The sequence below is a fragment of the Myxococcus sp. AB036A genome (assembly GCF_006547355.1).
Classification (GTDB): Bacteria; Myxococcota; Myxococcia; order Myxococcales; family Myxococcaceae; genus Myxococcus; species Myxococcus virescens.
This window is the reverse complement of record NZ_VHLC01000051.1, coordinates 44,102-58,189: the sequence shown is the minus strand read 5'-3', so window position 1 is coordinate 58,189 and position 14,088 is coordinate 44,102. Positions and strand designations below refer to the sequence as shown.

12 protein-coding genes are annotated in these 14,088 nt (G+C 68.7%); 8 read left to right on the top strand and 4 right to left on the bottom strand.

Translation table 11 applies throughout. From position 1 onward, the window contains the following. Positions 1 to 199: 199 nt before the first annotated feature. On the bottom strand, positions 200 to 709 hold the full coding sequence (gene cglC, locus FL344_RS21190) for an adventurous gliding motility lipoprotein CglC (RefSeq protein WP_228565242.1): 510 nt from the start codon (positions 707 to 709) through the stop codon (positions 200 to 202). Between the two features lie 276 nt (positions 710 to 985). Here cglC and FL344_RS21185 point away from each other — a divergent pair, with 276 nt between their 5' ends. The 7 genes from FL344_RS21185 (at position 986) to pcnB (ending at position 10,169) form a co-directional block, all read left to right on the top strand. Continuing rightward, entirely contained in the window at positions 986 to 1,813 is an 828-nt protein-coding gene (locus tag FL344_RS21185; RefSeq protein ID WP_090489337.1) for an outer membrane beta-barrel domain-containing protein, read from the top strand. Next, positions 1,810 to 2,580: an outer membrane beta-barrel domain-containing protein gene (locus FL344_RS21180; RefSeq protein WP_141619805.1), complete on the top strand. Its 771-nt coding sequence runs from the start codon at positions 1,810 to 1,812 to the stop codon at positions 2,578 to 2,580. Before FL344_RS21185 ends, FL344_RS21180 begins: the two co-directional genes overlap by 4 nt. Further along, entirely contained in the window at positions 2,580 to 4,601 is a 2,022-nt protein-coding gene (gene gltC / locus FL344_RS21175; RefSeq protein ID WP_194863193.1) for an adventurous gliding motility protein GltC, read from the top strand. Before FL344_RS21180 ends, gltC begins: the two co-directional genes overlap by 1 nt. 94 nt (positions 4,602 to 4,695) lie before the next feature. Further along, positions 4,696 to 5,982 carry an MFS transporter gene (locus tag FL344_RS21170; protein ID WP_141619803.1) on the top strand — a complete coding sequence of 429 codons (1,287 nt, stop codon included), beginning with the start codon at positions 4,696 to 4,698 and terminating at the stop codon, positions 5,980 to 5,982. A 10-nt stretch (positions 5,983 to 5,992) separates the two neighbouring features. Then, the gene (plsX, locus tag FL344_RS21165) at positions 5,993 to 7,030 is read left to right on the top strand and encodes a phosphate acyltransferase PlsX (RefSeq protein WP_090489927.1); all 1,038 of its coding nucleotides are present in this window, start codon (positions 5,993 to 5,995) and stop codon (positions 7,028 to 7,030) included. Beyond that, positions 7,027 to 8,067, top strand: coding sequence for a phosphatase domain-containing protein (locus tag FL344_RS21160; RefSeq protein WP_011552614.1), 1,041 nt, complete (start codon positions 7,027 to 7,029; stop codon positions 8,065 to 8,067). The genes plsX and FL344_RS21160 overlap by 4 nt, the downstream gene beginning before the upstream one ends. A gap of 404 nt (positions 8,068 to 8,471) precedes the next feature. Then, positions 8,472 to 10,169, top strand: coding sequence for a polynucleotide adenylyltransferase PcnB (gene pcnB, locus FL344_RS21155; protein WP_141619802.1), 1,698 nt, complete (start codon positions 8,472 to 8,474; stop codon positions 10,167 to 10,169). Positions 10,170 to 10,300: 131 nt separating this feature from the next. Here pcnB and dinB read toward each other — a convergent pair whose 3' ends face one another. After that, positions 10,301 to 11,509 carry a DNA polymerase IV gene (gene dinB, locus FL344_RS21150; RefSeq protein WP_141589576.1) on the bottom strand — a complete coding sequence of 403 codons (1,209 nt, stop codon included), beginning with the start codon at positions 11,507 to 11,509 and terminating at the stop codon, positions 10,301 to 10,303. A gap of 48 nt (positions 11,510 to 11,557) precedes the next feature. On the opposite strand from dinB, the gene FL344_RS21145 reads away from it, so the two are divergent. Continuing rightward, complete coding sequence (locus tag FL344_RS21145; RefSeq protein WP_011552617.1) at positions 11,558 to 11,971, top strand: secondary thiamine-phosphate synthase enzyme YjbQ; 414 nt, start codon at positions 11,558 to 11,560, stop codon at positions 11,969 to 11,971. A gap of 10 nt (positions 11,972 to 11,981) precedes the next feature. Here the strand turns inward: FL344_RS21145 and FL344_RS21140 are convergent, their stop codons facing one another. Both FL344_RS21140 and FL344_RS21135 read right to left on the bottom strand, forming a co-directional pair. Further along, positions 11,982 to 12,932 (bottom strand): RluA family pseudouridine synthase, encoded by a 951-nt coding sequence (locus tag FL344_RS21140; protein ID WP_141619801.1) that lies wholly within the window; start codon positions 12,930 to 12,932, stop codon positions 11,982 to 11,984. Beyond that, positions 12,929 to 14,071 (bottom strand): serine/threonine-protein kinase, encoded by a 1,143-nt coding sequence (locus FL344_RS21135; RefSeq protein WP_141589574.1) that lies wholly within the window; start codon positions 14,069 to 14,071, stop codon positions 12,929 to 12,931. The genes FL344_RS21140 and FL344_RS21135 overlap by 4 nt, the downstream gene beginning before the upstream one ends. Between the last annotated feature and the right edge of the window lie 17 nt (positions 14,072 to 14,088).

Here is a 14,088-nt window from a genome sequence, read left to right as displayed (position 1 = left end):
TGAGCGTCTCGTGGGCTCGGAGACGTGTATAAGAGACAGCCCAGCACCAATGCGGTGAGCGCGAGACCGCCAGCCAGACTGAGGAAGACGACCGTACGGTTCATGAGGCAGGGCTCCTTGCGGAAACAGCGCGGGCCCTCCCTTTACGAACCAGTCGCGCGGAAAGGTCTACCCCTCCGCGCGAAAAGTGTCGGGTGGGTCAATCCGGGATGAGCGCGCCAGCGCAGAAGAAGGGCGAGTTGTTCTCGCCGAACGTCCGCCGGTAGAAGGCCTCGTCCGCGGAGCGGAGTGCATCCAGCGTGTCCTGATCCAGCAGCATCGGGCGGCACGACATCCGGCCGGGCAGGTCCGGATTGACGTCGTCGGTGTCCGTCACGTCGCACGAAGACGCGCCCTCGACGCAGGGCTTGCTGCAGTAGCCCATCGCCGGAGCATTCTCGTTCAGTGATCCATCCTCATTGAGGGCCCGAGGGTAGTCCTGGTCCCGAACGCAGATCAGATCCTCGCAGTTCACGGATCCGAACGAGATGAAGTCCTGCTGGGCCGCGATCTCCTTTTCCAGGATGGCGACGGCCACATCACTACCGGCAGCCCGTTCCTCGGGGGTCGCCTTGCGCACCAGCGTGCAGGGCTTGCCAATCTCGCTGGCCACCTCACAGCCACCCAACAGGAGCGCGGCGGACATCATGAGGGCGGTTCGCACGAACATCTTCATGGGACCTCTGACCTCTACAAAGGGGGGATGGGGCACGGGACCTCGGGGCCCGCGAGCCTCAGGAGGGTAGCACAGCCCCCTGGAACACCAACGCCCCCGTACGGCGGTACATCGGGTGGAATTGTGAAGGAATACCGGAGGGATAGGCGGTAACCGGGCTTGCTCAGCGCGGTTGATGGTTGGGAATACGACCGATAGGATGTGCAAGCCGAGAGTCGCGCTGAACCCCCGGTGGCAGTTACGCCCCCCTCCCTCACGGAGCCTCCGGATTTGAACCGCCCCAAGTTGCTGCTCGCCCTGTGTCTGGTGCCCGCACTGGCATCCGCCCAGAGCCAGGAAGGCATGGGACTCGACCTCACCGACGAGTCACAGGCCGAGTCATCGCAGGATGCAGAATCACCCGCGCCTCCTCCGGTGGAGGAGGCCACACCGGCCGCGGCGTCCCGCCCCGCGGACGAGCCATTGGAAGCGGATCCGCAGTTGCCGCTGACGGACATCACCCAGGAAGACCGGGTGAAGAGCGTCCAGCGGAAGGTCTACCTCAAGAAGGGCCGCTTCGAGCTGACGCCGCTGGTGAGCTTCTCGGTCAACGACCCCTTCTATTCGAAGGTGGGGTTGTCGGTCCGGGGCGCGTACTACCTGGCGGACACGCTGGCCATCTCCGCCCGGGCCTCGCTGATGCAGGTGTTGCCGTCGGATGACGTGCGCACCGCGAAGCGGACCTTCAACAGCAAGATCTACTACTCGGTGCCCCAGTGGTCCGCGATGGGCGACGTGGAGTGGAGCCCCATCTATGGAAAGGTGGCGTTCCTCAACTCCATCCTCCACTTCGACGGCTACCTGCTTGCGGGTGCGGGCGTGGTGAATACGGAGACCTCGGCGCTCCCGGGGCGAGGCCTCAACCCGGCCGCTGACCTGGGCCTGGGCATGCGCTTCGTGGCTCAGGACTACATCGCCGTCAACGTGGCCCTCATCAACACCTCTTATGTGGATCAGCCCCTGGGTAGCAGCAAGGGCGCCATCCAGAACGTCATGACGCTCAACGCAGGCATCTCGCTGTTCCTGCCGTTCAAGTCGACGGGGAGGGACTCGGAATGAAGCGCTTCTTCCGTGTGCTCCTCGCCCTCTGTCTGACGGCGCCCGTGCTGGGCTTCGCCCAGACCACCGAAGAGGCGGAAGCCGGCGACGTGTCGGAGGTCGACAAGGACCGGCTCGGGCCCTTGCGCGAGCGCGTCCGGCCGGTCTCCGGCCACGTCTTCCTCAAGAAGGGCCGCTTCGAGTTCAGCCCGTCCGCGACGCTGTCGCTGCGCGACGCGTTCTACAGCAAGTACATCTTCGGCGGCACGCTGACGTACCACCCCATGGAGACGTTGGGCGTCAGCCTGCGCGTGGGCTACGCCATCAACACGGTGGCCGGCGCGGCGCAGAAGTGCACGTTCGGGGACGGAGGCGAGGGCTCCACGCGCGGCTGTGTGCCGCCCACGCTCGACGAGCTGGACGGGAACGCGCCGGGGCAGATCAAGCTGCTGGGCGGCGCGGACGTCCAGTGGGCGCCCATCTACGGCAAGGTGTCGCTGCTGGCGGAGGCCTTCGTCCACTTCGACCTGTACGGCATCGCGGGCGCCTCGGTGGTTCAGTACCGCGGTCCCGGTGACTCGCCGGGCGCGGAGGCGCAAAACTACCTCACGCCGGGCGCCAACCTGGGCGTCGGCGCGCGCTTCTTCCTCAACCGGTGGATCACGCTGCGCACGGAGCTGCGTGACCTCATCTACGTGGAGAAGGGCACCGCGGAGTCCGGCAACTACCTGCGCAACCAGCTCCTGTTCGAGCTGGGTGTCTCCTTCTTCTTCGGGTCCGAGTCATGATGCGCTCCTTCCGGCTCATCCGTGTCGCCGTCCTCGGGCTGTCGCTCGCGTGGACGGCTCCCTCCTACGCGCAGAACTTCGAGGGCCTGGACCTCGCCGGCCAGTCCAAGAAGAAGAAGCGCACCACTTCCAAGAAGAAGCCCACTCGCAAGAGCCGCGCCGACAAGGCGAAGCCCGTGCCGGTGCAGGAGGAGGGCGCGGACGACGATGCCGCCGCTGCTTCCTCCAGCGAGGCGCCCACGAGCGTGTCTCCCGCGGAGACGGCACCCGCGGCGGCCCCTTCCACGCCCGCGCCCACCCCGGCTTCGCCTCCCGCGAACACCGGGAGCATGGGCATGGGCCTGGACCTGACGCAGGAGGCGCCCAAGCCGGCCGCGCCCACCATGTCCTTCGACGCGGTGGACGTCTCCGGCAAGACGGCGGACCGCCAGCGCCTGGACGTGGCCGTCAGCCTCTTCAAGAACGACGAGTACGAGAAGGCCTCCATGGCGGCGCACGAGCTGCTGGAGGACCCGAAGCTGGCGGGCCTGCACACCGAGGCGCGCTACGTGCTGGCCAAGTCGCTCTACCGCATGGGCATGTACCACTCGTCCTTGGGCGAGTTCTCCAAGATCCTCTCCCTGGGCCCGTCTACCAAGTTCTTCAAGACGAGCCTGGAGTGGCTCTTCTTCATCAGCCGCAAGACGAAGAACGAGACGGTCATCCTCGACGAGATTGCCCGTCACGCGAACCAGGAGTTCCCTGAGAAGTACCGCAACGAGTTCCGCTACCTGCTGGCGCGCTACCACTTCGTGCGTGGCCGCGCGCTGGACCAGGTGGGGCAGCCCGAGGAGGCCGACAAGAGCTTCTCGGAGGTGAAGCGGCTGGCGCTGACCATTCCGCGTACCGACCCGTTCTTCCCTCGCGCCAAGTACCTGGAGGGCCTGTCCTCCTTCCGCAACGGCAGCCGTCAGAAGGACGCGGCGGCCAAGCGCGCCAACGGGGAGATGCTGGCCGCCATTGAGGCGATGAAGGAAGTCGTCCGCCTCACGCGTCCGGTGCCGGGCAAGACGGCGGACCAGGCGAAGCTGGACAAGTCGCTGCGTGAGCTGGCCTTCATGCAGCTGGCTCGCACGCACTACGGCATGCAGCAGAACCGCTTCGCGCTCTTCTACCTGGGCAAGGTGGAGCGCGGGAACACCCAGTGGCTGGAGGCCCTCTTCGAGTCCAGCTGGGCCAACTACCGCGTGGGCCAGTACGAGCAGGCGCTGGGCAGCCTCATCACCCTGTCGTCGCCCTTCTTCCGCGAGGAGTACTTCCCGGAGGCGCTCATCCTGAAGGCGGTCATCTATTACGAGAACTGCCGCTACCGGGAGTCCAACATCATCCTCCAGGACTTCGAGCGCACCTACCTGCCCGTGCACGACCAGTTGGAGGCGCTGGTGAAGAAGAACATGGAGGCCAGCGAGTACTACTCGGTGCTGTCCGACGTGCAGAAGAAGAACAAGGACGGCCTGGAGAAGAACGAGACGGACATCATCCTGGAGCGCATCCTCCGGCTGGCCCTGACGGACCAGGACCTGCGCAAGACGAACGACTCCATCCTCGAGCTGGAGGCGGAGATGGACGCCTTCGCGAGCCGGGCGGACACCTTCAAGTACTCCGAGCTGAGCAAGGCCCTGCTGGAGGGACTCAAGGTGCAGCGCACGGCGCTCATCTCCAAGGCCGGCATCATGGCCAAGGGCAAGCTGGAGACGGAGCTGGTGGCGCTCAAGCAACTGCTGGCCAACGGCCTGCGCATCAAGTTCGAGACGACCACCAAGGAGAAGGAGTTCCTGGAGGAGCAGCTCAAGGCGGGCGGCCGCACGGCCATCGTCAAGAAGTACAAGTACTCCGTCGCCGTGCAGGACGACCAGCTCTACTGGCCGTACGAGGGCGAGTACTGGCGTGACGAGCTGGGCACCTACCAGTACACGATGACCAAGGGCTGCATCGAGCGCGACACCGCGAACCGGAACGTCCAGTCCGCCGAGGCGATGTAAAGCCCTTCGGACCCGGGACTTCTCCCCCATTCGAGCCGCCGGGGCGCTATCTTCGCGCTCCGGCGGTTTTCTTTTTTCAGCAAAGGGGCAACTGGTGGTGCGGCGGGCGGCGTCACTCCGTGTCGTCTTCGGAATCGTGGCGCTGGACCTCATCGGGTTCGGCATCCTGATTCCCCAGTTGGGGGTGTACGGCGTGCGGTTCGGTGCCTCGCCCTTCACGGTGGGGCTGCTCATCTCCGTCTTCTCGCTGATGCAGCTGGTGTCGGCCCCGATACTGGGCCGGCTCAGCGACCGGTACGGCCGCCGGCCGGTGCTGCTGGTGAGCCAGGTGGGCTCGCTGCTGGCGTACCTACTGTTCGCCTTCGCGCAGTCGCTGCCGCTGCTCTTCCTGGCGCGTGTCATCGACGGCATCTCCGGTGGCAACATCTCCACCGCACAGGCCGTGGTGGCGGACATCACCACGCCGAAGGACAGGGCGCGGGGTATGGGAGTCATTGGCGCGGCCTTCGGGCTGGGCTTCGTGCTGGGACCGGCGCTGGGCGGCTTCCTGGGCGCCTGGGGTGGCAACCTCGCCATCGGTCTGTTCGCGGCGGGGCTGGTGGCCATCAACCTGACGGGCACGTACTTCTACCTGCCGGAGACGCGGGTGGAGGGGCGCCCGGGGGAAGGGCACGCGCGCACGCTGAAGGGCGCCACGCTGGCCATGAGCCTGCCCGTGGTGGGGCGCTGCCTGGTGCTGATGCTGGTGTTCACCACCGCCTTCGCGCAGATGGAAGGCACCTTCTCCGTCTACCTCCTGACGCGCTTCCTGTCGTCCGGGCCGGTGCCGCTCCAGGAAGGTGGGCTGTTCCTCCGGGCGGCGGTGACGGACCTGGACGTGCTGCGCGAGGCCAGCCTGCGCTCCGGTTGGCTCTTCGCGGCGATTGGGGTGATTTCCGCGGCGGTGCAGGGCGGGCTGGTGCGCCGGCTGACGGGTGGGCCCGGGAGCGCGCCGGGGCGCGAGGCGCTGCTGGCCACGGTGGGCTTCGGACTGACGGCGGCGGGGCTGGCCCTGTTGCCCGTAGCGCCGGATTATGCGTGGCTGTTCCCAGTGATGGGGTTGTTGGCGGTGGGGTCGGCGCTCGTGACACCGTGTCTGTCCGCCCTGGTATCTCTGCATGCCCCGCCGGAGCGGCTGGGGGCGGTGCTGGGGGCGTACCAGGCCTTCGGCTCGTTGGGGCGGATTCTGGGGCCGGCGCTGGGGGGCTGGCTCTTCACCCGGCTGGGGCCCACGGCCCCGTACGGGACGGCGGCGGGCATGGTGGCGATGGCGGGGCTCCTGGGATTGTCCCTGGTGGCCCAGACGAGAATGGCAGGCGCGGGGGCCGAGCAAAGGTCCTAAGATGGAGGACATGGTGGGGACGCAGCCGCAGCCAGTGACGATTGCCTTCGATGTCATGGGAACGGACCACGGCCCGGCCGAGGTGGTCCGGGGAGCGGCGATGCTGTCGCTCGAGTCCCCCCACATCCACACGCTCCTGGTGGGGGACCGCACCCTCATCGACGACGCGCTGGCGGAGACGAAGCACAACGGCGAGCGCATTTCCGTGCAGCACGCGGCGGACTTCATCGGCATGGACGAGAAGCCAGGCGAGGCGCTGGCGCGCAAGCCGAACGCGTCCGTGGCGGTGGCCGCGCGGCTGGTGGCGGAGGGCGAGGCGCAGGCGCTGGTGTCCGCGGGCAACACGGGCGCGGGCGTGCTGGCGTGTGCCCGGCACTTCCAGCTCATCCCCGGCGTGCGGCGCGCGGCGCTGGCCACGGTGTACCCGACGCGCTCGGTGCGCGGCGCGAAGGGGGACCCGTTCTCCCTCATCCTGGACGTGGGCGCCACGGTGGAGGCCACCGCGGATGACCTGGTGACGTTCGCGGTGATGGGCTCCGCCTACGCGCGCATCATCTCCCAGAACGAGCGCCCCAAGGTGGCGCTCCTGTCCAACGGCATCGAGCCGCAGAAGGGCCCGCCCCGCGTGGTGGAGGCCCATGCCCGCCTGTCGGAGATGAAGGACATCCACTTCATCGGCAACGTGGAGGGCATCGACATCCCGAAGGGCACCGCGGACGTCATCGTCACCGACGGCTTCGTGGGCAACGTCTGCCTGAAGATGCTGGAGGGCGTCCACGACACGGTGGTGGAGCTGGCCCAGTACGCCTACAAGGAGAGCCTGCGCTGGCGCGCGGGGCTCGCGATGTTGTCCAGCGGCATCCAGCGCATCAAGGACATCACCGACTGGAACCAGTACGGCGGAGCCCCCATCCTGGGGTTCGATAAAATCTTCATCAAGGCACACGGGCGTTCGAAGTCGCGAGCCATCGCCAACGCGGGGAAGGTCGCGGCGAAGGTGGTGTCGAACAACCTGGGCGCCGCCATCCGGGAAGGCCTGAAGAAGTGAGCTTGCCGGACCGCATCGACCCGCGTCCGCCCCGGCGCATCTATCGCTGGGACTTGGACAAGACGTACCTCCAGACGGAGTTCGACTCGCTCCGTGACCTGGTGCGGACGGCGTTCCAGAAGGCCCACCAGAAGGTGGCCGTGCCGGGCGCCAGCGCGCTCATCCGCGAGCTGTCGGAGAACGGGGACTCGCGGCTGTGCATCGTCTCCGGCAGCCCGAAGCAGATGCGGGCCGTGCTAGAGGAGAAGCTCAAGCTGGACGGCGTGCGGTGGGACGAGTTCGTCCTCAAGGACAACGTGGGCAACCTGCTGCGCGGCCGCTTCCGGGCCCTGCGCGGGCAGGTGGGCTACAAGCTGCCCGCGATTCTTGAGAGCCGGGTGCACGCGCCGGTAGAGGCGGAGGAAGTCCTCTTCGGTGACGACGCGGAGGCGGACGCGTTCATCTATTCGCTCTTCGCGGACCTGGTGGCGGGCCGCGTGGACGAGCGCGTGCTGTCGCAGGTGCTCGAGGCGGGCGGGGTGTACCCGGACGACGCGCTGCGGGTGCGCGAGGCGTGGAAGAAGATTCCCGTGGGCGACCCGGTGCGCCGCATCTTCATCCACCTGGACCGGTTGACGCCGCCCGCGCACTTCACGCCCTACGGGCCGCGCGTCGTCCCCATCTTCAACTACTTCCAGGCCGCGCTGGTGCTGCTGGCGGACGGCCACCTGACGGCGCCGCAGGTGCTGAAAATCGCAGTGGAGATGGTGCAGACGGCGGGCCACAACATCATCACCCTGTCCAACTCGTTCCAGGACCTGCTGCGGCGCGGGCTGCCGCTCCAGCAGGCGGCGGTGGCGCTGTCCCAGGCGCTGGAGGGGCCCAACAAGCTGCTCGCGGCGATGCGGCCCATGCCGGACATCCTGGCCGCCTTCAGCAAGCGCCTGGCCGCGCTGGGCACGCCGCCGCCTCCCCCTCCGGTGCAGGCGGTGGACTACGTCTCCCTCATCCACCACGCGCTGCCCCGGAACCACAAGGGGCGCACCAAGCCGCAGTAGGGGCAGGCCGCTCGGCTGCCCCCCGGGTGGGCCTGCATTCCCCTCGCGGGCCGGCCCCAGAACGTTTCCGGCGGACGCTGTGTTGATACAGGACACAGGCCCGCGGCCCCCACGCTTCGCGCGTGCCCTGTCCCCTGGTTGGGAGCAGGAAAGCGGGCGGGGGAGCCCGCTGCCCGGTGACATCCGACAACAATGTCGTCCATCGCTACTCCCTACCCGGAGGATGCGGTATAGACGGCAGGCCTACAAGCGCCCCGATGGGGTGTCCCTGGCTGATGACACGAGATTTGACTGAGACGCCGCCTGCCGGCGGTCTGCTGCCACCTGCGCCCGAGAATGACGCGCGCGAGGTTGCCTCTCCCGAGGCGGCAGGGACTTCCGAGCGCGGCGAACAAGAGGTTCCCATGAACTCCCAACTGGAGCTGTCGGCGCACCCTGAAGAGGACAGCGCCTCCAAGCCCGTGGCCGCCGACGAGCAGGCCCCAACTGAAATCCCCTCGATACAAGTCGCCACCCCCGCCGAGCCGCCTCCGGCCCCCGCCTACGCGGATGCCGAGGACGAGGACGACGAGGAAGATGACGACGAGATAGACCCGACCGAGTCGGGCCTGGACGACGCCGTCCTGGGCGCCGAGGCCGCGCTGGCCGCCGCAGAGGCCGAGGACGCCGCCGAGGCCCGGGGCGAGGACGTCGAGGAAGTCCCCATCGTCCTGGAGCCCGAACCGGAGCCGACGCCCGATGAGCGCGCGCTGCACGCGCCCCATGTCCGGCCCAGCGGCGAGCCGGCGGAAATCGACCCCGACGAGCTGGACCCGGACGCCCTCAAGGTGGTGCTCCGCCTGCACCAGCACGGCCATCAGGCGTACATGGTGGGCGGCTGCGTGCGTGACCTGCTGCTGGGGCGCAAGCCGAAGGACTTCGACATCGCCACCAGCGCGACGCCGAACGAGGTGCGCGGCATCTTCCGCAACTGCCGCCTGATTGGCCGGCGCTTCCGGCTGGCGCACGTCTACTTCAAAGGCGGGAAGATCATCGAGGTCTCCACCTTCCGTGCGAATCCGACGGAGCTGGAGCACGCGGCCAACGGCGGTGAGGATGAGGGGGACGGTGAGGACCTGCTCATCACCCACGACAACGTCTTCGGCACCGCGCAGCAGGACGCGCGCCGCCGTGACTTCACCATCAACGGCCTGTTCTACGACGTGGCCGAAGGGCGGGTCATCGATTACGTCCGGGGCCGCCGTGACCTGGATGAGCGCTTCATCCGCACCATTGGCGACCCGGAAGTGCGCATGCGCGAGGACCCGGTGCGCATCCTGCGCGCGGTGCGCTTCGCGGCGAAGCTGGGCCTGGACATCGAGTCGCGGACGTACGCGGCCATGGAAGGCGCGGTGGAGGACCTGCCCCGCTGCGCGCCCGCGCGCCTGCTGGAGGAGACGTTCCGCCTCATCCGCGGCGGTGTGTCCGCGCCGGCGCTGAAGCTGCTGGACGCGCTGGACGCGCTCAAAATCCTCCTGCCGCCCGTCAACGCGTACCTCAAGCAGCACGGTAAGGAAGGCGAGAAGACGTTCTACGCCTTCGCGGAGTCGCTGGACCGGCGCGTGTCCTCGGGCGAGGCGCTGGACGACGCCATCCTCCTGGCGATGTTGCTGATTCCCATCAGCCGCTCGACGGGGCCCGAGGAGTCGCAGGAGGCCCGCCCGTCCGTGTCGCAGGTGGTGGAAGACCTGCTCGCGGGCTTCGTCCAGTCCGCGCGTCTGCCGCGCCGCATCGCCGAGCGCTGCCGCATGTTGCTGCTGGCCCAGCGCACCCTGTCCGGTGAGCGCCGTCGCCGCAGCGCCGCCTTCAAGCGGCACCCCCTCTTCAGCGAGGCCCTCACCGTGTTCGAGATGACGGTGGAGGCCACGGGCGAGAATCGCGAGCAGTTGGAGGCCTGGAAGGCCGGCGAGGTGCCGCAGCCGCGTGCCGCCGCAGCGGACGGCGAGGAGTCCGACGCGGGAGGCCAGCGCAAGCGCCGTCGCCGTCGTCGCCGCCGCCGTCCCTCGCCGAACGGCTCGTCCGGTGAGAGCGCCGGTTCATCCTCCGAGTCGGGCGACGCCTGACTCGAGGTCGCGTCCGTGATGTGAGGGCACCGGTTTGGCTTCCGGGCCGGGCGCTGCCTGCGTCGAAGTCCTTACCGTGAGGTGTGGGGCCGCTCCGCGAACAGGCGTGAGGCCCCACCCGTACCGGGCCCTCAGTCCTTGGGCCCGCCCTTGTCCACCGGGCGCTCGGAGCGGTGTTCGGCGCTGTCGGTGGCCTCACTGCCGGCGATGTCCGCGGTGGTGATGGCCTTGCTGCCAAACCGCTCGGCAATCTTGTCCAGCGCCGCGTTCAGCTTCGCGGTGCGCGGCGCGGCGGCGGGGAAGAGGCCCAACTGGGGCGGCTCCTCGTCCAACTGCACGCTGACGCCGGTGAGCCGCAGCGGCTTGCCCTGGTGCGACTTGTCCAGCAGCTCCAGCGCCGCGCGGTAGAGCGTCTGCCCGTCATCCGTGGCCTCGCGCAGCGTGGTTCGCCGGGTGATGAGCGTGAAGTCCGCGAACTTCAATTTGAGCTGCACCACGCGGCCCTTCAGCGCCGCCCGCCGCAGCCGCCGGGCCACGCGCAGGGCCTGGGCGTGGACGTGCGGCTTGAGCGCGTCCACCCCCACGAGGTCTTCGTCGAAGGTGTCCTCCGCGCCCACGCTCTTGGCGGCCCGGTCCGGCACCACCTCGCGCGTGTCGATGCCCTGGGACAGCTCCCACAGGTGCCGTCCACTGGAGCCCAGCCTGTCTTCCAGCCAGTCCAAGTCCCGGGCCGCCACGTCGCCAATCGTCTTCAGCCCGGCGAGCCGGAGCGCCTCCTCCGTCTTCGGCCCCACGCCCCACAGGCGCGACACCGGCAGGCCCGCGAGGAAGGCCACCGTCTCCTCGGCGCGCACCTCCCGCTGCCCATTCGGCTTGGCGAGGTCGGAGGCAATCTTCGCCACGAACTTCGCCGTGGCCACGCCCGCGGAGGCGGGGAGGTTCAACTCGTCGGCAATCTCCTTGCGGATGCGCCGGGCGATGTCCGCGGGCGTGCCGAAGAGGCCCACCGACGCCGTCACGTCCAGGAAGGCCTCGTCGAGCGACAGCGGCTCGATGAGCGGCGTGTAGCGTTCGAAGATGGCGAACACCTGCTCGCTGGCCTCGGCATAGGCGGCGAAGCGGGGCTTCACGACGAGCGCATGGGGCGCGGCCTTCGTCGCGCGGGCCATGGGCATGGCGCTGCGCACGCCGAAGGGGCGCACCTCGTAGGAGGCGGCGACCACGACACCGCGCTGGGCATGCCCGCCCACGATGAGCGGCTTGCCCCGCAGGGCCGGGTTGTCCCGCTGCTCCACGGATGCATAGAAGGCATCCATGTCCACGTGGATGATGGCTCGCATGGTGTGAGTCACTTTAACGGGGCACTCTGACGCCTGGCGGATACGGATATGAAGAGCCTGACGGAGTACCTGTGGTTCGAGACACCGCGGCGGCGGGAGCTGGTCCGTCTCACCGACACCGTGACGGCCCTGGTGCGCAAGAGTGGCATCCAGGAGGGAATGGTCCTCGTCTCCGCCATGCACATCACCGCGGGCGTCTTCGTCAATGACGACGAGCCCGGTCTCCATGAAGACATCTGGGAGTGGCTCCAGCACCTGGCGCCCGCCGGTCCCGACTACCGCCACCACCGCACGGGCGAGGACAACGGTGACGCCCACCTCAAGTCACTGCTGGTCCACCACCAGGTCATCATCCCCGTCACGGGCGGGAAGCTGGACCTGGGGCCCTGGCAGCAGGTGTTCTACGCCGAGTTCGACGGCCAGCGCCGAAAGCGCGTCATCGTCAAGGTGATGGGCGAGTAGTGGAAAGCCCTCAGTCCCGCTGCTCACCGCGGGGCAGGGGCAGGCCGCGCCGCTCCAGCTCCGCGCGCAGCTCCGGGGGCAGGGGGCTGTGGACCGTCATGTTCCGCCGCGTCCGCGGGTGCGTCAGGCCCAGCGAGCGAGCGTGCAGGAAGAAGCGGCCCAGCTCCGGGGCCTCGCGCCCGCCGTAGAGGCTGTCGCCGACGATGGGGGCGCCAATGCCCGCGAGGTGCGCGCGCACCTGGTGCAGCACGCCGGTGAGAATCTTCACCTCCACCACGCTGAACTCACCTGCGCGCGACAGCACGGTGAACTTCGACACCGCGTCCCGGGCGTCCTCGGCCCCGTAGGGCGCGGGCTCCACGCGGTCCGGATGCCGGGGGTGGTGACGCAGGGGCAGGTCGATGTCGCCCTCGTCCGTCAGTGGTCCTGTCACCAGCGCCAGGTAGCGCTTGTCCACGGCGCGGCTGCCAAAGGCCTCGCGCACGGCGTTCCACGCGTCCCGCGTCCGCGCGGCCACGACGACGCCAGAGGTCTCCACGTCCAGCCGGTGGCAGAGGCCGCCCTCTCGCGCGTCCAGCGAGGCCTGGGCGCATTCGGGATAGCGGGCCACCAGCGCGTTGGCCACCGTGCCCGTCTCTCCGGACTGCAGGGGGTGGGAGGGCCGGCCCGCGGGCTTGTCCACGAACACGAGCGAGTCGTCCTCGTGCAGCACGGTGAGCGGGAAGTCCGCGTCGGGCACGGCCTCGCGGGACTCTTCTTCCACCTCGACGGCGATGTGCTGCCCGGCGGTGAGCGTGAGGCCCTTCTTCGCGGGGCGGCCATTCACCTTCACCGCGCCCGCCTCGAAGAGGCGCTTGAGGCGCGCGCGAGACAGACCCAGCGCTTCACCAATGAAGAGGTCCACCCGCTGGCCCGCCTTGTCGGCGTCCACGGTGAGGGTGTGCAGCTTGGAGGGATTCACTCGGACAGGGCCTCGTAGACTTCCTCGGCCGTCTGGAACCGGTCGTCCGGCTCCTTGCGGATGAGGCGGTGGGCGACGCGCGCGAGCTGCGGGTCCCCGTGAAGGTTCAGCGCCAGCACGGGGGGCGGCTCCGTCTCCAGCACCTGGCGCCAGAGCTCGTGCGGCGTCTTCGCGTCGAAGGGGGGCCGCCCGCTGAGCAGCTCATAGAGGATGACCCCCAGGCTGTACAGGTCGGAGCGTCCATCCAGGGGCTCGCCCAGAATCTGCTCCGGCGCCATGTACCGGTAGGTGCCCACCAGCTTGCCGGCCTCGGTGATGGCCGCGTCGTCCGCCAGGAACTTGGCGAGCCCGAAGTCCATCAGCCGCACCTGCCGGTCGTCGTCCACCATGATGTTGGACGGCTTGAGGTCGCGGTGAACCAGGCCGTGGCCGTGGATGTAGGCCAGGGCCTCGCAAATCTGGAGCATGGCGTCCTTGAGACGTCCCATGCGTTCGGGCCGGTTGAGGTCCTCTTCGCGGACCACGCGCCCCGGCTCCTCCTCGGGCTCCGCGGGGCGCGGCATGGGGGGCGGCAGGTCGAAGCCCTCCAGCGAATCATCCGAGCCGATGCCCACGTGCGGGCTGCCACTGGAGGCGAAGCTCTCCAGGTCCTCGCTGGGGGCCTCCTCCGCGAAGGCCTCCAGGCCGAAGGTGCCGTCAAACGGGCTGTCCTCCGAGTCATCCATCGAATCGGAGAAGCTCCGGCTCAAGGGGCCGAAGTCGTCGTCCGCGGTCCGGAGGACGGACAAGGGGCTGCGCGGCGTGTGGCTGCCCGGAGGGGCTTGCCGGTCGCCGCTGCTCAGGTCGAGGTAGTGGCGGAGGGTGAGGCCCTCGATGAGCTCCATGGCCAGGTACGGCACGCCCTGGTGCACGCCGGACTCGAACACCTTCACGACGTTGGGGTGAGACAGGTCTACGAGTGTGTCGAACTCGCGGGCGAGTCTGCGCGCGGCACGAGCATCCCGCGCGGGGCCGGCTGAAAGCAGCTTCAGCGCGACCTCGTCGGTGGTGCGGCGGTCCAGGGCCCGATAAACGGTTCCTGCCCCGCCACTGCCAAGCGTCTCCAGAACGCGGTAGGGACCGATGACCTTCGGGGGCATGGGGTGCCGAAATCCTA